18 protein-coding genes and 1 tRNA gene are annotated in these 21,156 nt (G+C 74.0%); 9 read left to right on the top strand and 10 right to left on the bottom strand.

All coding sequences use genetic code 11. From position 1 onward, the window contains the following. Window positions 1-86 precede the first annotated feature (86 nt). Window positions 87-2,003, bottom strand: coding sequence for an IucA/IucC family protein (locus ACH4PU_RS31475; protein WP_398279724.1), 1,917 nt, complete (start codon window positions 2,001-2,003; stop codon window positions 87-89). A 42-nt stretch (window positions 2,004-2,045) separates the two neighbouring features. Here ACH4PU_RS31475 and ACH4PU_RS31470 point away from each other — a divergent pair, with 42 nt between their 5' ends. Beyond that, complete coding sequence (locus ACH4PU_RS31470) at window positions 2,046-3,578, top strand: IucA/IucC family protein (RefSeq protein WP_398279721.1); 1,533 nt, start codon at window positions 2,046-2,048, stop codon at window positions 3,576-3,578. Window positions 3,579-3,600: 22 nt separating this feature from the next. On the opposite strand, the gene sigJ is transcribed toward ACH4PU_RS31470, so the two are convergent. Further along, complete coding sequence (gene sigJ, locus ACH4PU_RS31465) at window positions 3,601-4,491, bottom strand: RNA polymerase sigma factor SigJ (protein ID WP_398279718.1); 891 nt, start codon at window positions 4,489-4,491, stop codon at window positions 3,601-3,603. Between the two features lie 102 nt (window positions 4,492-4,593). On the opposite strand from sigJ, the gene ACH4PU_RS31460 reads away from it, so the two are divergent. From ACH4PU_RS31460 to ACH4PU_RS31450, 3 genes are all read left to right on the top strand, one after another. Continuing rightward, window positions 4,594-5,382: an SDR family oxidoreductase gene (locus tag ACH4PU_RS31460; RefSeq protein WP_398279715.1), complete on the top strand. Its 789-nt coding sequence runs from the start codon at window positions 4,594-4,596 to the stop codon at window positions 5,380-5,382. Between the two features lie 88 nt (window positions 5,383-5,470). After that, window positions 5,471-6,184, top strand: a complete 714-nt coding sequence (locus tag ACH4PU_RS31455; RefSeq protein ID WP_398279712.1) for an SMI1/KNR4 family protein — start codon at window positions 5,471-5,473, stop codon at window positions 6,182-6,184. 119 nt (window positions 6,185-6,303) lie between these two features. Then, the gene (locus ACH4PU_RS31450) at window positions 6,304-7,485 is read left to right on the top strand and encodes a GDSL-type esterase/lipase family protein (RefSeq protein WP_398279709.1); all 1,182 of its coding nucleotides are present in this window, start codon (window positions 6,304-6,306) and stop codon (window positions 7,483-7,485) included. A gap of 44 nt (window positions 7,486-7,529) precedes the next feature. Here the strand turns inward: ACH4PU_RS31450 and ACH4PU_RS31445 are convergent, their stop codons facing one another. The 4 genes from ACH4PU_RS31445 to ACH4PU_RS31430 all read right to left on the bottom strand — a co-directional run bounded on the left by ACH4PU_RS31445 (window position 7,530) and on the right by ACH4PU_RS31430 (window position 11,637). Then, on the bottom strand, window positions 7,530-8,075 hold the full coding sequence (locus ACH4PU_RS31445; protein WP_398279706.1) for a hypothetical protein: 546 nt from the start codon (window positions 8,073-8,075) through the stop codon (window positions 7,530-7,532). Between the two features lie 156 nt (window positions 8,076-8,231). Beyond that, window positions 8,232-8,486, bottom strand: a complete 255-nt coding sequence (locus tag ACH4PU_RS31440) for a hypothetical protein (protein WP_398279703.1) — start codon at window positions 8,484-8,486, stop codon at window positions 8,232-8,234. A gap of 191 nt (window positions 8,487-8,677) precedes the next feature. After that, a complete protein-coding gene (locus tag ACH4PU_RS31435) occupies window positions 8,678-10,801 on the bottom strand; it encodes an FtsX-like permease family protein (RefSeq protein WP_398279700.1) in 2,124 nt (707 codons plus the stop codon). Beyond that, window positions 10,798-11,637, bottom strand: coding sequence for an ABC transporter ATP-binding protein (locus ACH4PU_RS31430; RefSeq protein WP_398279697.1), 840 nt, complete (start codon window positions 11,635-11,637; stop codon window positions 10,798-10,800). Before ACH4PU_RS31430 ends, ACH4PU_RS31435 begins: the two co-directional genes overlap by 4 nt. A 735-nt stretch (window positions 11,638-12,372) precedes the next feature. On the opposite strand from ACH4PU_RS31430, the gene ACH4PU_RS31425 reads away from it, so the two are divergent. The 3 genes from ACH4PU_RS31425 (at window position 12,373) to ACH4PU_RS31415 (ending at window position 15,207) form a co-directional block, all read left to right on the top strand. Then, window positions 12,373-13,989: an alpha/beta hydrolase gene (locus ACH4PU_RS31425; protein ID WP_398279694.1), complete on the top strand. Its 1,617-nt coding sequence runs from the start codon at window positions 12,373-12,375 to the stop codon at window positions 13,987-13,989. A 156-nt stretch (window positions 13,990-14,145) separates the two neighbouring features. Then, window positions 14,146-14,222, top strand: a tRNA-Thr gene (locus tag ACH4PU_RS31420). A gap of 127 nt (window positions 14,223-14,349) precedes the next feature. Then, window positions 14,350-15,207, top strand: a complete 858-nt coding sequence (locus ACH4PU_RS31415; protein ID WP_398279691.1) for an RNA methyltransferase — start codon at window positions 14,350-14,352, stop codon at window positions 15,205-15,207. Here ACH4PU_RS31415 and ACH4PU_RS31410 read toward each other — a convergent pair. Together ACH4PU_RS31410 and ACH4PU_RS31405 are read right to left on the bottom strand one after the other, a co-directional pair. Next, window positions 15,165-16,196, bottom strand: a complete 1,032-nt coding sequence (locus tag ACH4PU_RS31410) for a hypothetical protein (protein WP_398279688.1) — start codon at window positions 16,194-16,196, stop codon at window positions 15,165-15,167. The genes ACH4PU_RS31415 and ACH4PU_RS31410 overlap by 43 nt on opposite strands. A gap of 107 nt (window positions 16,197-16,303) precedes the next feature. Beyond that, a complete protein-coding gene (locus tag ACH4PU_RS31405; protein WP_398279685.1) occupies window positions 16,304-17,056 on the bottom strand; it encodes an rRNA methyltransferase in 753 nt (250 codons plus the stop codon). 209 nt (window positions 17,057-17,265) lie between these two features. On the opposite strand from ACH4PU_RS31405, the gene ACH4PU_RS31400 reads away from it, so the two are divergent. Next, window positions 17,266-18,234: an NAD-dependent epimerase/dehydratase family protein gene (locus ACH4PU_RS31400; protein ID WP_398279682.1), complete on the top strand. Its 969-nt coding sequence runs from the start codon at window positions 17,266-17,268 to the stop codon at window positions 18,232-18,234. A 44-nt stretch (window positions 18,235-18,278) separates the two neighbouring features. Here the strand turns inward: ACH4PU_RS31400 and ACH4PU_RS31395 are convergent, their stop codons facing one another. Next, on the bottom strand, window positions 18,279-19,163 hold the full coding sequence (locus ACH4PU_RS31395) for a glycosyltransferase (protein WP_398279679.1): 885 nt from the start codon (window positions 19,161-19,163) through the stop codon (window positions 18,279-18,281). A gap of 171 nt (window positions 19,164-19,334) precedes the next feature. Here ACH4PU_RS31395 and ACH4PU_RS31390 point away from each other — a divergent pair, with 171 nt between their 5' ends. Continuing rightward, a complete protein-coding gene (locus tag ACH4PU_RS31390) occupies window positions 19,335-20,405 on the top strand; it encodes a GDSL-type esterase/lipase family protein (RefSeq protein WP_398279676.1) in 1,071 nt (356 codons plus the stop codon). 52 nt (window positions 20,406-20,457) lie between these two features. On the opposite strand, the gene ACH4PU_RS31385 is transcribed toward ACH4PU_RS31390, so the two are convergent. Further along, complete coding sequence (locus ACH4PU_RS31385) at window positions 20,458-20,793, bottom strand: response regulator transcription factor (protein WP_398279673.1); 336 nt, start codon at window positions 20,791-20,793, stop codon at window positions 20,458-20,460. Window positions 20,794-21,156: the final 363 nt, after the last annotated feature.

Genomic DNA, 21,156 nt, shown 5'->3' with positions numbered 1-21,156 from the left:
CCATGGCACGCGGATTCGATCGCGGCCACCATGGTCGTACCACCGCTGACCAGGTGCGAATCCCTTGCAGCTACGAGTTGTTGGTGTCAGGGAGCGGACGGGGGCGGCCCGCTGCGGGAGGCGGCGCGCGCCGGGCCCGGTGCGGTACCGGAGTGCGGGGCGAGCGGGTTGGGGACGGGGAGGTAGCGGGGGTCGGTGCCGTCCGCACCGATCCACCGGGAGAGCAGGTTGGCCTTGCCGGGGAGGGTGGGCGAGGCGAGCAGCGCGCCGAGCTCGGGGAGGGCGGGAAGGCCCGGCAGCGTGCCGCAGCGCTCGAACTCGTCCCGGGCCACGGCCCACAACTCCGCACCACACCACGGAAATCGGTGCGTCAGCGCGCCCGCGACATCGCTGAGGTTGTTGACGACCAGGCAGTAGGCGAGCCGCCGCCACGCCGGAGCCCGCGGCATCTCGGCGAGCACCTTGGCCCCTTCCGCGTCCCGGAAGACGGACTGCACGGGCGTGCCCTGCGCGTCCACGGCGATCAGGGTGTTCTGCAGGTGGCACTCCACCACCACGCCGTACCGTGCGAACGCCTCCAGCACGGGCGGCACGACGCACCGCACATACGCCGCCCACCAGGCCAGCGGTTCCGTGACGCGGTCGAGGGGGTTGCCGTCGAAGCCCTCGGCGAGCGCCGCGGCCAGGACGGCGGTCGTCCCGGGGAGCAGGTGCCGGGAGAGCCCGTCCCGGACGAGGACGGCGCAGGTCTCGAACAGGCCGTCCACAGTGCGGTAGCAGCGTTCACTGAGCCAGGCCGCAGGGCCGCCCATCGCCGCGAAGGCGGCGGTGACCAGGGGGTCGGTGCGGCGGACGTGGCGCAGCTCGTGGCGGCGCATGCGGCGGACGTCGTTGGTGATCTGGACGTCCAGGCTGAACTTCAGGAACAGGTCACCGGCGGTCGCCGGGGAGCGGTGCCCTTCCGGCCGGCGCCGCGGCCCGGTCTCGCGCGGGCTCTCCCCCGGTACGAACACCGTGCGCACCGAGGCCGTGGGCCGGGCCTGCCGGGCCGTGTGACCGAGGCGGACCAGCCGCCCGTCGGCGAACGCCGCCCGCATCTCGGGGCGGTCGCCGACGAGTTCGAGCTGCCAGGGGTGGGCGGGGAGCAGACGGTAACCGGGCGGCGCCTCGCCCAGGGCGTCCAGCGCACGGGTGTCGCCGTCCTCCACGACCGCGTCCTCCCGGACGCCGAGCAGGACGAGCGGGAACCGGGCGTACGCCTCCGGCGCGTACCGCAGCCAGGCGGCGGGCGGCCCCCCACCGCTGCGCGCCTTCGGCGCCGGGTGGAAGGGGTGCCCCATGACGAGCGCCTGCTCGGACCGCAGCCACGGGTCCTCGGGCGGTGCCGTGTGCACCCGGGTGGCGAGGACCGCCTCCACCGCGGCCCGGCTGGCGGCCATTTCGGCGGGCAGTGAGCAGTTCGGCGTACCGGTGGCGGCCCGCATCTCCTGGGCCGCGAGGGACACGAGACCCGCGTGGGGCAGGGGCCGCCAGCTGCGCCCGGTCCACAGCTCGGGCGCGGACGGGCGGTGCCCGGCGCGGACGCGCAACAGGCGGCCGGAGGCGCGGAGTCGGTACACCGCGGGAGGAGCGGACGGGAAGGGGGGATCAGCGGGACGGGGACGGTCCTCGGGTACGGGTATCAAGGGCGGCGGCACCGTGAGCGCCGCTCCGGGGAGGGCGGGGTCCGCCGAAGCCGTGGAAGCCGCGTGAGCAGCGGGAGTCGTGTGAGCCGCAGGCGTCGGGGCCACCGGCACCAGGCCCCGCACCGCCGCGACCCTCGGCGCGCCGTTCACCGCGCCCGCGCCCGGGCCCGGGCCCGGCGCCTCGCCCGGCAGCACGGCCGGCGCCGCGGCGGCCCCGGCCGGCTCGGGGACGTCGGCCGGTTCGGCGGCTTCTCTGAGCAGACAGTTGAGCAGTGGCGTCACGGCCAGCGCGTCAGCGGCCCGGGTGAATGCACTCATCGGCCATCAGTATGTGTGGAGGGTGTTCTCCCGCGGTAGGACATGCGCGTGTGCCGGACCTCCGCCGAGCGGATCCTCGCCAGCGAACTCACCGTCGCCGCACCGGACGTGGCGGCCGTGTACAGCGCGTTCCTGCCCGGCGCCAGGGCGTCCGTACTGACCCGCCTGTGGCGCGGCCTCGTCCACGAACCCCTGCCCTGGGTCACCGCCCGCGCGGACGGCCACGACGGCGTCACCTTGTGCCTGTCCGACGGCCGACGGCTGCACGGCCCGCCGTCCGACCCCTGGTCGACGGCCGCCACCGTCACCGCGCTGGACCTCGGCGGAGCCCGCCACGACCACCCGGCGGAGCTCATGGCCGAGGTGTCGGCACGGCTCGGCCTGACGAACGGGCCGCGCTTCGCCGCGGAACTCGACCACAGCGTCGCCTCCTTGGCCCTCTCCCGCGCCGCCCGCCACGAGCGCGGCACGCCGTTCGCCGTCCGGTCCCCCTGGGAGTGGGAGCAATGGCCGACGGACGGCCACCCCTACCACCCCGCCTGCCGTGCGCGGCCGGGCTTCTCCGCCGCCGAGCAACTGGCGTACGCGCCGGAGCACGGCCCGGTGGTGGAGCTGCGCCTGGCGGCCGTGACGGACGCGGCGGTGACCGGCGCGTGGCCGGACGAACTGCGCGACGGCCGTGACGTGTTGATACCGGTCCATCCCTGGCAGGCCGCGCACGTCCTCGACGGCCGCCCGCTGCGCCCGGGCCCTCCGGCGCACCCCCTGCTGTCCCTGCGCACGCTCGACATGGGCGGGAACGTGCACGTCAAGACGGCGGTCACCACCCAACTGACGTCGGCGGTACGGGACATCTCGCCGTACTCCGTCACCCACGCCCTCGCCACCTCCGACTTCACCGAACGCGTCGCCCGCCGGCTGGACGGCCGGCTGCACATCGCCCGCACGCTCGCGGCGGCGGGGGCGGGCACGGCCGACCTGGCGGCGGTGCTGCGCGAGTCGCCGTACGGGTACGGGGACACGGCGGCCGGGGAACGCGTCGTCCCGGTTGCCGTCCTGCCGGCGCTGCTGGGCTCCCGGCCGCCCGGCGAACGCCCGGCGCGGGCCGCCGCCTTCGCCCGCCTGGCGCTCGGCGTCTGCCTGGACCTGCTCGACGTCGGGGTGGCCCTGGAGGCGCACGGCCAGAACCTCCTCGTCGTCGTCGACCGGGACGACCGCCCCCTGCGCCTCGTCTACCGCGACCTCGCCGACATCCGCATCAGCCCCGCACGGCTCGCCCGGCACGGCATCCCGGCGCCGCCGCTGACCGGCCGCCTGCTGACCGACGATCCGGCCGTCCTCCGCCGCAAGGTCGTCGGCTGCCTCGTCACCGGCGCCCTGGCCCCCCTGGCCGGTGACGCCGCCACCCTCGCGACCCTCCTGGACACCGCGACCCGGGACCTCCCCCCGACCCGGGAGGTCCGCGCGCTCCGGACGGCTCCCCTCCCGGCGAAGGCCCTGACGGCCATGCGGCTGTCCACAGGCGTGGGGGGCGACCTGTGGACGGGCCTGCCGAATCCGGCGGATGCGGGCTAGCCGGTCAGGCGCCCCTTCCGTCTCACTCCGCCACGTCCGGCACCTCGACCCCGGCCAGCCGCTCGGGATCCATCAGCACGTCCACGGCCGCGATCCGGCCGTCGACCACCGTGAACGCCATGACCGTCAGCAACCGCCCCTTCATGACGACCACGACACCGGCGGTGCCGTTGACCAGCACCGGGCGGACGAACGGGGAGAGCTTCGAGAAGGTGACCGCCTGCGAGGCGACCGTGCGGGCGCCGTGCAGGACGGTCGTCCGGCGGGCCCGGGCGGCGCCGCCGTCGGAGCGCAGGACGACGTCGGGGTGGAGGACGGCGACGAGGGCGTCGAAGTCGCCGTCGCGTGCCGCGGCGAAGAACGCGTCGACCGCCTTGCGCTGGTGCGCGAGGTCGCGGTCGGGAGCCGGCGCCTGGCCCCGGACGCGCCGGCGGGCCCGGCTGGCGAGCTGGCGCGTCGCCGCGGTGGAACGTTCCAGCAACGGCGCGATCTCGTCGAAGGGCACGGCGAACATGTCGTGCAGGACGAACGCCAGCCGTTCCGCCGGCGCCAGCGACTCCAGCACCACCATCATCGCCAGCCCCACCGAGTCGGCCAGCAGCGCCTCCTGCTCGGGGTCCGGTGCGTCCTCCCGGCCGATGAGCGGATCGGGCTGGCGCGGAACGGCGTCGAGCGGGTCCTCACGACGGTGTTCGCGGGTGCGCAGGACGTTCAGACAGACGCGAGCGACGACGGTCGTCAGCCATCCGCCGAGGTTCTCCACCTCGCTCACGTCCGTCCGGTCGAAGCGCAGCCACGCCTCCTGGACGGCGTCGTCGGCCTCGCTCACCGAGCCCAGCATGCGGTACGCCACCGCGCGCAGCCGGCTGCGGTGCTCCTCGAACCGGACGGCCGGGAAATCGCTCTCGTTCACCTGTCACATTCCCTTCCCCCTGCGGGTCAGAGAAGTAGATCACCGAAATCGGCGGACGCGCCCGGAGGTTCCGCTTCCGGGTCCGAGCACAGTGGAGCAGTCATGACGTCACCCATCCTCGTCACCGGCGGCACGGGCACGCTGGGCGGCCACGTCCTCCCCCTCCTGCGGCAGGCCGGCCGTGACGTGCGCGTCCTGAGCAGGCACGCCCGCGAGGCGGCGGACGGCGTCGAGTACGTCGCCTGCGACCTGCTCGCGCCGGACGGCGGCCTGGCCCTCGCCGCGGCGCTGGAGGACGTCGAGATCGTCCTCCATCTCGCGGGCGGCCCGAAGGGGGACGACGTCGCGACCCGCAACCTCGTCCGGGCCGCCGCGGAGGCCGGGGTGCGGCACTTCGTGTACATCTCGGTGATCGGCGCGGACCGGGTCCCGCTGGGCTACTTCCGGTCGAAGCTGGGCGCAGAGCGGGCCGTGGCGGAGTCGGGCCTGCCCTGGACGACGCTGCGGGCGGCGCAGTTCCACGATCTGGTCCTGAAGGCGGTGCGCACGATGGCGAAGATGCCGGTGGTGCCCGTACCCGGCGGGATCCGCATGCAGCCCGTCGACGCCCGCGAGGTGGCCGAACGCCTCGTGGAACTGGCCCTCGGCGAGCCCGCCGGCCTCGTCCCCGACCTGGCCGGCCCGACCGTCTACGGCATGGGCGAACTCGCCCGCGGCTACCTCCGGGCGCACGGCAAGCGGCGGCCGATGCTGCCGGTGCGCCTGCCGGGAAAGGTGGGGCGCGCCTATCGCGCCGCCGAGAACCTGTCCCTGGAGGACGTCTCGTTCGGCACCCGCACCTGGGAGGAGTTTCTGGACGCGCACACCGCGAACGCTCACGCGGGGAAGTAGGGCGAGGCCTTGGCGCCCCGGAAGCACCAGCCGCCACCCGGCGAAATCGGGAGGTGAAGGACGGGCGGGGCCAGGTAGCGTCGGCCGCATGACGGACATATGGGCGGGCGTGCGGGAGAGGGTGCTGGCCCTCCGGTCGACGCCGGAGGTGATGGACCAGGTCTTCGGGGCCGTCTGGCTCGACGGCGGGCACCGCTTCGAGCTGGCACCGCCCCTCACCGAGGCCGAACTGGCCCGCGCCGAGGAGCGCCTGGACGTCACCTTCCCCGCGGACTACCGCTCGTTCCTCCTGGAGGTGGCGGCGAGCGGCGCGGGGCCCGAGTACGGCGTGTTCCCCCTGGGCCTGCAACTGACCGGCGAGCAGGGGGCGGCGCCGGACGCCGAGCCCCGGCTCTCCCGGCCCTTCCGGCCCGGTCCGGTCCAGGAACTGCTCGACGAGCACGAGGAGAACGAGCCGCGCCGGGCGGCGTACGCCGACGACGAGACGTACGCGCGGGCCTGGAACGCCTGGGACGCGCGGTGGGACGAGCTCGACGCCGAGCTGACCGAGGGCACCCTGTGCGTGAGCCACCAGGGCTGCGGCTACTACTCGTTGCTCGTCGTGACCGGCGAGGAGCGCGGCCTGATGTGGGAGGACGTGCGCGCGGTCGGGGAGGGCCTGGAGCCCCTGCGGCGACGCGGGGCCGAGCGCCTGACCTTCGCCGGCTGGTACCTCGGCTGGCTGGACTGGGCCGAGCCGAGGATCAAGGCCGCACAGCGCGCGGAGGCCGCGCGGACGGGCGATGTCAGCGGGGCCGCTTAGGGTGGGGGTGTCCCGGTTTCCGCGGCCGGAGGGCGGACGGACGTGCGGGCCGGCCGCCGGGGCCCAGGACGGACGCCAACGGCCCCGCGCCGAGGCCGGAACGAGCACCCCGCGCAGCGATGCCCCGTGAGGAGAACGAAGTGACCGACTGGATCACCACCCCGATCGACACCCGCATTCTGCGCGGCGCCCTGGAGCTGGAACGCACCGAACGCGGGCTGCTGCCGCACCGGTTGCCGGCCGGGGTCCGGCAGCGGTTCCCGGACGAGCGCCTGTTGACGATGGAGTCCCAGCCCTCCGGCGTCCGGCTGGCCTTCCGGACCGGCGCCACCGCCGTCGAGCTGGACGTGCTGCCCACGAAAACCGTGTACCCGGGCCTGCCGCCGCGCCCCTCGGGGACGTACGACCTGCTCGTCGACGGCCGTCCGGCCGGGCGGGCGAGCGCGGAGGGCGGCAATGTGCGGACGGTCGACATGACCTCCGGCTCCTTCACCGTCACCCCCGGCCCGTCCGGCACCCTCCGGTTCGACGGGCTGCCGGGCGAGCCGAAGGACGTCGAGATCTGGCTGCCGCACGACGAGACGACGGAACTGGTCGCCCTCCGTACGGACGCGCCCGTGGAGCCCGTGCCCGACCGGGGCCGCAGGGTGTGGCTGCACCACGGCAGTTCCATCAGCCATGGTTCCGCCGCCACGCGCCCGACCTCGACCTGGCCGGCGCTGGCCGCCGCCAAGGGCGGCGTGGAGCTGGTCAACCTCGGGCTGGGCGGCAACGCCCTGCTCGACCCGTTCATGGCGCGCACGATGCGGGACGTCCCCGCGGACCTGATCAGCGTCAAGATCGGGATCAATGTGGTCAACACCGATCTGATGCGGCTGCGCGCCTTCGCCCCGGCCGTCCACGGCTTCCTCGACACCATCCGCGACGGGCACCCCGACGTGCCGCTGCTGGTGGTCTCCCCGGTCTTCTGCCCGGTTCAGGAGACCACCCCGGGGCCGCTCATGCCCGAGTTCGAGGGGAACCGGATGATCTTCCGGGCCCTCGGCGACCCGTCCGACCCCACCCGGCTGACGCTGACCGTCATCCGGGACGAGCTCGCCCGGATCGCCGCACAGCGGGCGGCCGAGGACCCGAACCTGCACTACCTGGACGGCCTCGCGCTCTACAGCGAGCCCGACTTCGCCGAAGTGCCGCTCCCGGACGGCCTCCACCCGGACGACGCCGGGCACCGCCGCATCGGCGAACGCTTCGCCGAGCGGGTCTTCGGCGCCGGCGGCCCGTTCGCCGCCCGGGAGAAGTGAGGGCGGGTCACTGACGGGCGCTCACCCGGCGCCGCGGGGCCGCGTCACATCCACGTCGTGGCCGTGGCGACGACGTGCGCCTCGCGGGGCCGGTCCGGGTTGCCGTAGCGGACCTCGACGCGGGGGTTCCGGCGGGTGAAGTCGCTGTCGACCAGCCGGACCCGCCGCGGGTCCTTGACCGTGCGGTAGGCGATGTCGGTGTCGAGGAAGAAGCCGAACTCGCCCTTCGCGGGCGCGTACGCGAAGAACTCCCCGCCCTGGTAGTGCCGCTTGAGGCGGTCCTCGGTGAGGGCGAGCGACCAGTAGCCCACACAGCGCCCGGCCGGGCACATGAAGCGGAACTCCGCCTTGAGGCCGTCCAGCTCCATGGCGCGGAAGGGATTGTCGTCGGCCGGAGCGGTCTGCTTCGCCGACGGAGCCGCGGCGGAACCGGCAGGCGCGGTGGGCACGGTGAGTGCGTTCGGTGTCGTGCGCGCCGGTATGCTCCCGTGCTCCGCCGCGGACGCCGGGGCGCCCTGGGCGACGGCGAGGCTCAGAGCGGCGGCCGCCAGGGCGGGGGCGACGGCGCGGAGCGCGATGCGGAATGCCATGTCCGATCTCCAGTCCTCTGCGTGATCGAATCGCTGCGATACGTGATCATCGCGAAGGGAGGAGCCCCCGGCAACGGGCGGGAGAGGAATCCGGCCAGCCCGGTGGACCGGCGGGCCGGTGGCCCGGCGGACTGGCGGACTGGCGGCCTGACTGGATCAGACGATGCCCTGCAACGGGTTGGGCAGACGCACGAGGTCGGTGCGGAGAACCTGCGCGGCGATGCCTCCGTTCATGACGGCATCGGCCACACCGCCCAGGAGGTGCGCGTCGACCTCGGCCTGGGCCGGAGCCGCGAGGGCGACGCCGCTCAGGCCGAGCAGCGCGGTGGCGGCGGCCGTCGTCAGCATACGGCGGACGCGGACGCCGTGCGGGCTGCCGAGGGCACGGAGGACGTGGGGGACGCGCTGCATGGTGAGCTCCTCTCGCGGCGCTGCCGGATCTTTCGGATGCCGCCCCGCCGGTCTGCCCCGGGCCGGTGGCCGGCATTCCGGCCGCGCGCCGGTGCGCCGGTCCCCGCGCCTCCACCCGCCGCACGCGCCCCCACGCCCCTATGGCCCATGGCCCCGGGCGCCGGCTGCCGCCCGCCGTCATCCCGGAGGCGTCACCCCCGCCCGCCGGCCGCGTCCAGCGCCCGCCCGCGCAGGGCGAGCCGCGCCGGGACGAGCGAGGCCAGCAGGGCGAGGACGAGGCACGTACCGGCCGCCACGCAGGTCACCGCCCAGGGGAGGCGGAAGGCGGGGACGGCCGCGCCGTCGATCCACCGGTTGTAGAGCCAGGCCGTCGTCGCCTGCGTGGCCAGCGTGACCAGCAGCCCGAGGACCGCCGCCGTCGCCGTCGTCAGGACCGCCTCCCCGGCCACCATCCCGAGGACCTGGCGGTCGCTGCCGCCGGTGAGCCGCAGGGTCGCGAAGTCGCGGAGGCGGTCGCCGGTGGACATGACCATCGTGTTGACGACGGCGATGAGGGCGTAGAGCACGGCCGGCCCGAGGGTGGCGGCCAGGGCGATCCACAAGTAGCGGTTCTGCGGACTGTCGTTGCCGCCCGTCCACTCCTCGGCGGGCGTCACCCGCACCCCACCGGCGCCTTTCTCACCAGGATCCACTCCGAACAGGAAGGAGACGGACGCCCGGGTATCGGTGGACACATAGGCCGTGCCGGCCCGCAGGGACCGGTCGTGGCCCGCCACCGCCGCGTACGGGACGAGGACTTCGGACAGGCTCAGCGGCGTACGGACGACCGCGACCACCCGCAGGGTGGCCTTCGTGCCGTCGGCGAGACCGGTGGTCAGGCGGTCGCCGAGCCGCCAGTGCCGGCTCTTCGCGAGCCCGGCGGAGACCGCGACCGTCCCCGGCCCCTTGAGGTCGGCGAGGGAACCGGCCTCGGCAGGCAGCTCCCAGGCCCGGGTGATGTCGCCGTCGACCACCGTGGCGGTGGTGACCGCCGCGCCCGCCGCCGCGTCCCCGGATCCCCCGTCGAGCCCGGTCAGCGGGGTGTCGGCCACGGCGGTGACGTACAGGCCCATCCGGTCGCCGCCGCCCATCCGGCCGAACGCGCCCAGCCGGCCGCCCGTGCCCTTGCCGGCGCCCCCGCCGGTCGCGTCCTCGTCCCGGTCCCCGGGCGCCCCCAGGGGGAACTCGGGCGGGATGCCCTTCGGACCGTCCGCCTCCATGACGTACTCGGCCCGCAGCGCCGCCCGCGTCTGCTCGTCGCGCGCCTCGGCGAACGCGGCGGTGGAGCCGACGACGCTGCCGGCGAGGGCGACGACGAGGAAGACGGGCGTGGCCGTGGAGACCGTCCGGCGGACGGCCGTGAGCGCGTTCTGCCGCGCGAGGAGCCCGACCGCGCCGGCGGACAGCCGCACCGGCAGGGTGAGGAGCCGCACGAGCGGCGGGACCAGCAGCGGGGCCAGCAGCGCCACCGTGGTGATGGCCAGCAGGTCGCAGACCAGGGCCCAGTCGGGGAGGTTGCGGGGGTCGCGCAGCTGGGGGTCGCGGCGCAGCGGTTCGGGCATCGCGGCCAGCAGCAGCGGGACGGTGACCGCGACCGCGAGGGCGAGAACGGCCCACAGCAGGCGGCCGGCGGTCGTGCGCCCCCGGTCCACGGCCGCCTGGCCGAGCGCCTCGGTGGGGCGCACGCGCCCCGCGCGCCGGGCCGCCGCCCATGCGCCCAGCAGGGCGACGGCGGCCTCGACGGCGACCGCGGTCAGCAGGGGCCCGGGCGTCGTGGGGGCGGAGAAGCCGTCGGGGGCGACGGCGCGCCGGACGAGCCAGTCGGCGAGGAGCGGCGCGAGGACCGGCGCCAGCAGGGCGCCGCAGCCGGACGCCACCAGCGCGACCAGCAGCGCCTCGCCCAGCACCAGCCCTCCGACCTGCCGGGGCGTGGCCCCGACGGCCCGCAGCAGCGCGGTCTCGCGGCGGCGGGCGGCCACCGCGAACGCGAAGGTGGAGGCGACGACGAAGACCGAGACGAAGCCGGAGACGCCCGCCGTGAAGGTGAGCAGTTTCTTCAGCGAGGGGGCGGCCGGGTCGGGGCTCTCGATGTCCGCGGCGGCCTCGGTGAGCAGGCCGGTGGCGCCGATCAGGGCGACGCCGAGGGTGAGGGCGACGAACGAGCCGGCGAAGGCGGTCCACCGTTTGCGCAGCGAGGCGGCGGCGACGGGGAGCAGGAGGGCGAGGGGCAGCCCGCGGGGCGCGTCCGTACGGCGGGAGCCGCTGCCGCCGCTCAACGGAGGCTCGCGGAGCCGTGGTTCAGCGAGGACTGCCGCGGCCCACCGTGGGCGCGCGCCGGTTCGAGGCCGGCCATGCGTTCCGCGATCCGCTGCGCGCCGGCGCCGTGGAGCTCGTCGCGGATGCGCCCGTCGGCGAGGAAGAGGACCCGGTCGGCCCAGGAGGCGGCCCCCGGGTCGTGGGTCACCATGACGACGGTACGGCCCCGGACGTCGACGAGGGTGCGGAGCTGTTCGAGGACGGTCCGGCCGCTGCCGCTGTCGAGGGCGCCCGTGGGCTCGTCCGCGAACACCACCTGCGGCTCGGCGATCAGTGCGCGGGCGATGGCGACGCGCTGCTGCTGTCCGCCCGACATCCGGGACGGCAGGTGCCCCTCCCGTCCCGCCAGTCCGACCTGCTCCAGAGCCTCGCGCACGGCCCGCCGGTCGGGGCGGCGCCCGGCGAGCCGGAGCGGGAGGCCGACGTTCTGGGCGGCGGTGAGGGAGCCGAGGAGGTTGAACGCCTGGAAGACGAAACCGATCCGTTCGCGCCGGAACTCGGTCAGCTGCTTTTCGGAGAGCGGCCCCAGATCGGTACCGTCCACGAGGACGCGGCCCGTGTCCGGCCGGTCCAGCCCGGCGGCGCACTGGAGCAGCGTGCTCTTGCCGGAGCCGGACGGGCCCATCACGGCGGTGAACGTGGCCCGCCCGAACGTCACGGAGACGTCGTCGAGCGCGCGGACGGCGGGCGAGGCACCCGCGGTGTCGTAGGTCTTGCCGACACCTTCCAGCGCGATGGCCGCGGTGACGGCCCCGGTGGCACGGCCGTGCGGCGCGACGACGTGATCGCCTGACATGTTCCCCCCGATATCGCGTCGGCGCCCCGCCCGGCGGCAAGGTGCCGCCCGGTCCGCTCTCACCGACCGCGTCATTATGCGGAGCCCCGGTCATGGCTCCGACGGGGGGTGGCGCCGGGCCCGTACGCACCGGCAACCGGCGTTGAGCGCAGGTCGGTTGGGCGCGTCGACGAGGCGAGTTAACCGCTTCTCCGGCGGAGGAAAAGATTCCCCTTCCGTGCCGCGGCTTCCGCGCCACGGCATACGGCAGCCCCCGGTGCTCCACGCCGGACCGCGCACCTGGGCCGTCACCCGCGGCACCGATCCCGGCAGGAACCCTCCCGGGGGCCTGGCCAGTCGACGAGATGGGGGTCACTCGGGCCGATGAACGTCTTCATCGACGGTGCGGCTCTCACCGTTGGCTGGTGTATGACCAGTCTGCTCCGCATATGTCCAGAGTCAAGAGGTTCGCGAAATTCACACCCTCCCTGCGCGCCCCCGCCGACCGGCCCAGCACAAGAGGCCCGGGGACACCACAACCCGAGTGAATCCTCACTCGTACGAGCCGACCTGACCGCTCGAACGACCCCTTTCCGGTAGACGTCCGGATACTCTCCGTACACCCGTGCCCGGCCCGGTACGGCTCGCGAATCCGCGCGAATCCACCCACACGCGGCCAGAACCACCGCATCCCCGGTGATCGCCGCACGCCGTACGCCGCACGCCCACCTGTCTGCCACACAGAGGGACCTGCCGATGGACACCAGCCGCCTGCTCCGTACCTCCGGCACCCTGGCCGCCACCGCGGCCCTCCTGCTCTCCGCCCTGGCCGCCGGCGGGCCCGGCCCGGCCGCCGCCGCGCCGAGAGACCGTGACGAACCCGGCGCGTCCGCCCGCACGACCGCCGGCGACACCAGCGCCACCGACACCGACACCGCCGACACCGCCGCCCACGCAGATCCCCTGCGCCCGTACTACCGCCAGAAGCTGCGCTGGCGCTCCTGCGGCGGCGGGAAGAGCGCCGCGTTCGAGTGCGCGAGCATGAAGGTGCCGCTGGACTACCACCTCCCCCGCGGCGGGGACGTCACCCTCGCCGTCTCCCGCAAGAAGGCCGCGGGACCCGGCAAACGCCTGGGCTCCCTGCTGGTCAACCCGGGCGGCCCGGGCGGGTCCGCGATCGGCTACCTCCAAGGCCACGTCGCCGGGAAGTACCCGTCGTCCGTCCGCGCCCGCTACGACCTCGTCGCCGTGGACCCGCGCGGCGTGGGCCGCAGCGCCCCGATCACCTGTCTGTCGGACGGCGAGATGGACGGCTACGCCCAGTCCGACCCCACGCCCAGGAACGCCGCGGAGACCCGCCGCTTCGTGGCCAACCTGAAGAAGTTCGCCAACGGCTGCGCCGCCCGCTCCAGCCGGATGCTGCGGCACGTCTCCACCGTCGAGGCGGCCCGGGACATGGACGTCCTGCGGGCCCTACTCGGCGACGACAAACTGCACTACGTCGGCGCCTCGTACGGCACCTTCCTCGGCGCGACCTACGCGGAGCTCTTCCCCTCCCGCGTCGGCCGGCTGGTGCTGGACGGCGCGCTGGACCCGTCGCTCGACGCGGCGCGCGTCAACCGCGAGCAGACGGCCGGCTTCCAGACCGCGTTCACCGCCTTCGCCCGCGACTGCGCGCGGCACGCGGACTGCCCGCTGGGCACCTCCGGGCCGACGGACGCCGGGAAGCGCCTGCGCACCTTCCTGGACCGGGTCGACGCCCGCCCGCTCCCCACCGGCCAGTCCCGCCGGCTGACCGAAGGGCTGGCGACGACGGGGGTGATCGCGGCCATGTACGACCAGGCCGGCTGGCCGGTCCTCCGCAAGGCCCTGGCCCTGGCCGCCGCCGGCGACGGCTCCGTGCTCCTCGCCCTCTCCGACGCCTACTACGAGCGGGACGCGAACGGCTCGTACTCCAACCTCATGGCCGCCAACGCCGCCGTGAACTGCCTGGACGCGCCGTCCGCCTTCCACGGCCCGGACGACGTCCGCCAGGCGCTCCCCGCGTTCCGCAAAGCCTCCCCGGTGCTCGGCGAAGCCCTCGCCTGGGCCTCCCTGAGCTGCGCGTACTGGCCCACGCACCCCACCGGCCGGCCCCACCGCATCACGGCCCGCGGCGCCGCCCCCATCCTCGTCGTCGGCACCACCCGCGACCCCGCCACTCCCTACCCCTGGGCCCGGGCCCTCGCCTCCCAGCTCTCCTCCGGCCGCCTGCTCACTTACGAGGGCGACGGCCACACCGCCTACACCCGCGGCAGCGCCTGCGTGGACTCCGCGATCAACTCGTACCTCCTCACCGGTACTCCCCCGCGCTCCGGCCTCCGCTGCTCCTGACCCCCGCCGGCACCGCCCGCCCCACGCCTCCCGCGGCACCCCCGCCCTGGCCCCTCCGGTCCGCTCATAGGCCCATAGGACCGCCCGGTACGGAGCACGCTCCGGACCTGTGTAGACTTAGGTCCGCTGCTGATGCCAGTCTTGGCCCGGCAGCTTGCCGCCTTAGCTCAGTTGGCCAGAGCAACGCACTCGTAATGCGTAGGTCGCGGGTTCAAATCCCGCAGGCGGCTCCAAAGAATCCCAGGCCAGAGTCTCTGGCCTGGGATTTTCTGTAGAGCCCGGCACAGCGTGGGCCGGGCCCGGCCGGCACCCGGCCGGGCTATAAGCTCGCGCAAAACGGCAAGATCACAGGGAGTGCGGATGCCGGCCGCTCGGCGGATCACCTCACGCAACGCTCGCTTCCAGCAGTGGCAGGCACTGCTCGGCAACCGCAACAAGCGCACGCGTGCCGGTGAGTTCCTGGTCATGGGCGTCCGCCCGGTCTCGCTCGCGGTGGAGCAGGGCTGGCCCGTGCGCACGCTCCTCTACGACGGGCAGCGGCAGCTCTCGAAGTGGGCGCGGGAGCTCCTCCGCACGGTGCGGACCGAGCAGGTCGCGATGGCCTCGGACCTGATGATGGAGCTGGGCGAGAAGAGCGAGGCGCCGCCCGAGGTCATCGCCGTCGTGGAGATGCCCGCCGACGACCTGGGCCGGATCCCGGTCCGGGAGGACTTCCTGGGCGTGCTGTTCGACCGGCCGACCAGCCCGGGGAACATCGGCAGCATCATCCGCTCGGCGGACGCCCTGGGCGCGCACGGCCTGATCGTGGCCGGGCACGCCGCCGACGTCTACGACCCCAAGTCGGTCCGGTCGAGCACCGGCTCGCTGTTCTCCCTGCCCGCCGTCCGGGTGCCGTCGCCGGCCGAGGTGATGGAGTGGGTGGAGGCCCGCCGGGCCGGCGGGACGCCGATCGTCCTGGTCGGCACGGACGAGGACGGCGAGTGCGACGTCTTCGACTTCGACTTCACCCAGCCGACCCTGCTGCTGGTCGGCAATGAGACGGCCGGGCTGAGCAACACCTGGCGCGGGCTGTGCGACCACACGGTCAGCATCCCGATGACCGGCTCCGCGAGCTCGCTGAACGCCGCGAACGCGGCGACCGCGGTCCTCTACGAGACCGTCCGGCAGCGGGTCGGTCAGCGGAAGAACGCCAGCAACTCGCCGAGCAGCCGGGGGTAGTCGTACCGGGCCCGGGCCTGCTCCTGGATCCGCCCCACGAGCTCCGCGTGCCGCTCGAAGTCGCCCGCCAGCCGGCCCAGCGTCGCGGCGGGATCCGGGCCCAGGAGCAGGGACTCCGCCTCCCCGCCGTACAGGAAGGACAGGAACTCCGCCGCGGCCGGAAGCACCGGGAGCGAGCCGGAGGCGAGGGTCTCGAACACCCGGGCCGTGAGCAGCCCGGTGTCGGCGACGAGCGGGCTGACCAGCACCGGGGTGATCAGCGACCGGCCCATCTCCGTGACGACGTGCCCGAACGGCACCGGCGGCCGGACCTCCACGCCCGCCAGCCGTGCGGGCTCCGCGGAGGTGATGTCCTCGAACCCGGGGCAGGTCTCGTCGTCCCACCACCGCCCGCAGACCCGGATCCGCCGCAGCCCGGCCCGCCGGGCCGCCTCCACGACCTCGACGAACGGGTCCCACCGCCCCCAGTTGCTGCCGATGTACTGGAGGTCGCAGTCCCGCTCGCGACCGAGTTCCCGGGGGTGCCGTACCGTGCCGGGCATTCCGAAACACGGGAAGAACTCCGCCCCGTCCGGCAGGGGGCCCGTCTTGGGCTGGAGGACGAGGTCGGCGAGCGTGGAGTAGAGCCGCTGCCAGTTCTCGGTCGAGTGGGTTCCGACGGAGCTGTCGCCGGCGGTGGCGACGCCGCCCCAGTGGCCGTCGAAATCGATGATCAGGCGCCGGTCCCGGGGAAGGGAGCAGGCCAGTTCGACCTGTTCGTCGGAGAGGTATTGCCGGGCCTCGAACATGAACACCAGATGCGTTCCCCACGCCACGTCCGGCTCCACCGGCAGGTGCCGCGGGATCTGCTCGTCCATCCGCGAGAGGGGGCCGCTGACCCGGACCTCGCAGCCCGCCGCACCCGCCGCCTCCACATAGGCGGCGACGGTCTGGCTGAACCCCGCCTGCCAATGGAAATTCCCGGCTATGAGCACCCGGGCTCCCGCCATTCCGCCCTCCCAAGAACACACCTGAAGCCATCCTGGCGTGGTGAGTCTAGGGAAAAGGAACTGGGGAAAACCTCAGCCCGGTCCGCCATTTGGGGCCGGGCCGGGACTCAGGGGCAGGCGTCCAGCACATCCGCCGCCCGGACCAGCACGGCCGACCGGGTCCCGATCTTCAGCCGCTCCAGGGTGGGCACCGGCGCGACCGGGATCTTCCGGCTGCGGTCGGTGACGGCGATCACCGCGTGCGCGGGCAGCACCGACGCGAGCGAACGCAGCATGCCCGCCACCGGCTGCCCGGGCACCGCCCCGTCCCAGTGCGTCCGCTCGCCGTACGGCAGATCGGTCAGCACGACGTCGGGGGCGGCCCCGGCGACGACCGCCGACAGCGACCGCGGGTCGAAGACGTCCGCGGGGCCGACGGCGTACGGCAGCGCACCGCCGTCCGCCTCCAGGCGCTCCCGCAGCCGGCGGGCGGCGGCCGCGGACTCCAGGTAGGAGGGCTTGGCGAAGCGCTCGCTCTGCTCGCGCCGTTCGCGCTCGCGCGCGGTCAGCCCCTCGGGGGAGAGCAGGGCGAGGTTCTTGGCCGCGAGCTCCAGCGGCGCGGGGTCCACGTCGGAGGCGATCACCCGCCGCAGCGAGCGGCGGTGCAGCAGCCCCAGCACCGTCAGGAGGTAACCGCTGCCGCAGCACGGGTCCCACAGCGTCACCGGGCCGTCGCCGGGGAGCCTGGCCCGGGCCCGCAGGAAGATCTCGGTCGCCAGGCGGACGGGGAAGGCGGGGTAACCCGGCGCGGAGTGGAGCACGACGCCGCAGGCGAAGTCGGAACCGTCGCTCCGCTCGACGGCGTGGCGGTACGAACTCACCTGTCCACTCCCAGCAACTCGGCACCGCTCCCGTCGCGGCCCCGCGGCGGTCGTACGGCGCGCCCCGGCGCGTCCGGGGCTGTCCATTGTCCCAGGTGGAGCGGGGTGCTCGGCGCGGGTCCGCGCGGGAGGAACTCTGAGGTTTTCCCGAACGCGTCCCGCCTTACGATCGCCGCACTCCGATGCTGTCGTTGCGAGGAAGGGCGGCCATGTCCATGTTCCCGGGATTCTCGGACGGAACGCGTCTGCTGGTGACCGGAGGGGCGGGCTTCATCGGCTCGCACGTCGTCGACACCTTGCTGGAGGCCGGGGCCGAGGTCACCGTGCTCGACGATCTGACCACCGGCGACCCGGAGCGGCTGGACCCGCGGGCGGACCTGCGCCGCGTCGACGTGACCGACGCCGCCGCCCTCGACGAGGCGGTGCGGTCCGTACGGCCCGCCGCCGTCTGCCACCTCGCGGCCCAGATCGACGTCCGGGTCTCGGTGGCCCGCCCGGCCGCCGACGCGCGCGTCAACGTGGAGGGGACGATCAACGTGCTGGAGGCGGCCCGGGCCGTGGGAGCGCGGGTCGTGTTCGCCTCCACCGGCGGGGCCCTCTACGGGGAGGGCGTCCCCGTCCCGACCCCCGAGGACACGCTGCCCGGGCCGGGCGCGCCCTACGGCACGGCCAAGTACTGCGCGGAGCAGTACATCGGCCTCTTCAACCGGCTGCACGGAACCGCGCACAGCGTGCTGCGGCTCGGCAACGTGTACGGGCCCCGGCAGAGCCCGGGCGGGGAGGCGGGTGTCATCGCCATCCACTGCGGGCTGGCCCGCGACGGCGAGGTGCCCACCGTGTACGGCGACGGCGCGCAGACCCGCGACTACGTGTACGTCGGCGACGTCGCCGAGGCGTTCACCGCCGCCCTCCGCCACCCCGCGCCCGGCGTCTGGAACATCGGCACGGGCAGGGGCAGCACGGTGCTGGAGGTCCTCGACCACATCGCCGCCGCCGCCGGGCGCGAGCTGCGTCCCCGCTTCGCGCCCCACCGGCCGGGCGAGATCCGGCACAGCACGCTGGACGTCACGCGCGCCGCCGCCGACCTGGGCTGGACCGCGTCCGTCCCGCTGGAGAAGGGCATCGCCGCCACCTACGACTGGGTCCGGTCCGGCTCGCCCGTCCGGCAGCGGGCCTGACCCGGCGGCCGGGGGCCGTCAACGCCCCCGGCCCGCCCCGGCGTTCACCTGCCGCGCAGGCGGAGCAGGAGGCCGTGGCCGACGCCGATCGCGGTGGCGGCGCCGTACAGACAGAACAGCAGCGGGGTACAGCGGGACTCCGGGGCGGTGCGGTGCCGGTTCAGCTCCTTGCGGAGCCCCGCGACCGACTGGTGCCGCCGCGCCTCCGAGTGCCCCTGCCAGTAGGCCCTGCGCAGCAGGTAGCGGAGGGTCAGCCGGCCGTGGTCGATGTCGTGGACGACCGCGTGCTCGGGCAGCAGGCGCTCCACGGCGCCCGCCTCCTTCATCAGCGCGATGAAGGTGGTGTCCTCGCCGGACTGCAGGTTGCCGCCGGTGCGGCTGAGGCCCAGGTCGAAGAGCAGGCCCCGGCGGTGCGCGAAGTCGGCGTCGACGCCCATGCAGGCGCCCCAGATCTTGATGTCCCCGCGGGCGCGGTGCCACCCGACGAGGTGGAACTGCCCCGAGGACAGGAACCAGGGCAGCCGGCCGATGTCGTGCGGCGGCCGCAGCCGCGCCCCGACCACGTGCGCCCCGGCGCGGAACGCGGCGCGGACGGCGTCCACGGCGGAGGCGTCGAGCCGCACGTCGTCGTCCACGAACAGCACGTGCCGCCCGGCGTACTCCCGCAGCACCGTGTTGCGGGACGCCGACAGCCCGCGGGTGGCGCCCAGGACGCGCATCGTCCCCCCGGCCTCGTTCACCTGGGCGGCGACCTTCTCGGCCTCGGGGGTCACCGGCCGGTCCAGCAGGACGAGGTATTCGTCGCCGTTCAACTGGTCGAGGTTGTGCCGCAGATGCCGGCGCACGTTCTCCAGACGGAAGGCACAGACCGCCACCACCATGGGACGCTGCCCGGGAGTGCCCCGGTCCGCAGTCTCTTTCTTGTCCACAGTCACTCCAGTATGGCTGCGTTCCGTTGGAGGGGGCACTCGGGAGTGCCGGTCGGGATTCATTGTAGGAACCGCTTTCTAAGAAATGCACTAGAGAATCCACGGCCCCAACTCCATTGACTGCTGTTAGTGTCGGGGCGTCGGCCAACGGAACGACTGGACAGGTGAGGGATGTTGGAAGCGGGGCGCCTCATTCAGGCGGACGACCCGGTACTGACCTATCGCGGTGCGGTCTCCCTCCAGGAGGTCGACGGCGGAATACTGCCCTGGCGAATACCTTTTCAGGAACGGCATCTGTTCTTTCCCGAGGGCAGCGTGGGGCGCGCCGCGATGCCGTCGGGAGTGCGGATCACTTTCCGGACGGACGCGGATGGGTTCGCTTTCCGCTACGCCGCCCGTCCCGCCCACGAGATGCCGGGGCCGCCCGAGAATCCGCAGGTGGACGTGCGCGTGGACGGCAAGCCGTTCGCCAGTCTCCCGCTGGTGACCGACCAGGGGATCCACACCTGCCGCGTCGGGTCCCTGCCGGGCGCCGGCGGCAGCCGCCTCGTGGAGCTGTGGCTGCCCTGCCTGAACCAGTTCACCCTGCACGGGGTGGAGGTGCCGGCGGACGCGGAGGTGAGCGCGGACACCACCACCGCGCCCCGCTGGGTCCACTACGGGTCCTCCGAGTCCCAGGGCCGGGGGGCGCTGTCGCCCAGCCGGAACTGGACCGCGACCGTCGCCACGGATCTCGGACTGGACCTGACGTCGCTGGCGATCGGGGCGGGCTGCTACCTCCAGCCGATGTTCGCGACCCTGCTCCGCGATCTGCCCGCCGATCTGATCACGTGCATGGTCGGCATCAACATCTACGGCACCCGGGCCCTCAACCAGTTCACCTACCGTCCCAACCTGATCGGCCTGATCCGGATCATCCGGGAACGGCACCCCTCGACGCCCCTGCTCATCGCGTCGCACCACCACTCCCCGTGGCACGACCCGCTGAAAGGAGACGGCTACCTGTCCCTGCCGGAAGTCCGGGAGCAGACCCGCGAGGCGGTCGAACTGCTGCGCGCGGACGGCGACGAGAACCTGCACTACGTCCACGGTCCGAGCCTCGCCGGCCCCGAGACCGCCCATCTGTACGTGGAGCCGCCGCACCTCGATCCGCTGCACTTCGGCCAGGAGGGGCACGATCGGCTCGCGGCCGCCTTCCGGCGCACGGTCGAGGAGCTGGTGCCGGGCCTGGCGCGGGCGTAGCGGCCGGACTCCCGTGCCGTGCACGGATGTTCCCTCGGCGGCGGGTACGGCGCTACGGCACGGCGGCGGAGACCCCGGTGCCCCGTAGTGAGTCACCGGTGAGCGCCGAGAGCCCGTGGGCGAAGGCGACCAGTCCGGCCTGCAGACGTGACTCGACCCTGAGTTTGGCGAGGATCTGGGCCATATGGGCCTTCACGGTGCGCTCGGTGACCCCGAGCAGTGCCGCGATCTCGCGGTTGGAGTAGCCGTGGCTCAGCAGGGAGAAGACCTGGAGCTCGCGCTCGGAGAGCAGGTGTACCTGGCTCAGCCCTTCCAGCCAAGGGAACCGGTCCTCACGGCGGACTCGATCGTCGACAGAATGACTGGTGTCGCATTCGGAATACGGCAAAGTGGCCCCCCGTATGAGCCTGTGTTCCGTGCATCCCTAAGAGGTCATCCGACGCATCGAGCAGTACGGCACCGAAAGAGTGCCGCCGGACAATGAAGTCGTGCCGCGATACCGCCTACGCGACGAATGGCCCTGGACATAACCCACTGAGATCATCTTATCGCATCCACGGCCACGATCCTTGGTGCCGCCAACCAATATGCGCGGGGCCGGCCGGCGCGTCGGGCAAGGCGGTCCGCGTCCGGCGTGCGCGCGACAATTGCGTTGCCAGTGAGCACCTTTCATCCCGGCCCTTGAGGATGAAAGGGCTGATCAGAGGGATGGGTGACGTGGCAGGGCCCCTCGTCGTTGGCGTGGTGATTC

This window comes from Streptomyces sp. NPDC021100 (assembly GCF_044333095.1).
Taxonomy (GTDB): domain Bacteria; phylum Actinomycetota; class Actinomycetes; order Streptomycetales; family Streptomycetaceae; genus Streptomyces.
The sequence above is the reverse complement of the archived record's forward strand: the minus strand, read 5'-3'. Positions and strand labels throughout refer to the sequence as shown.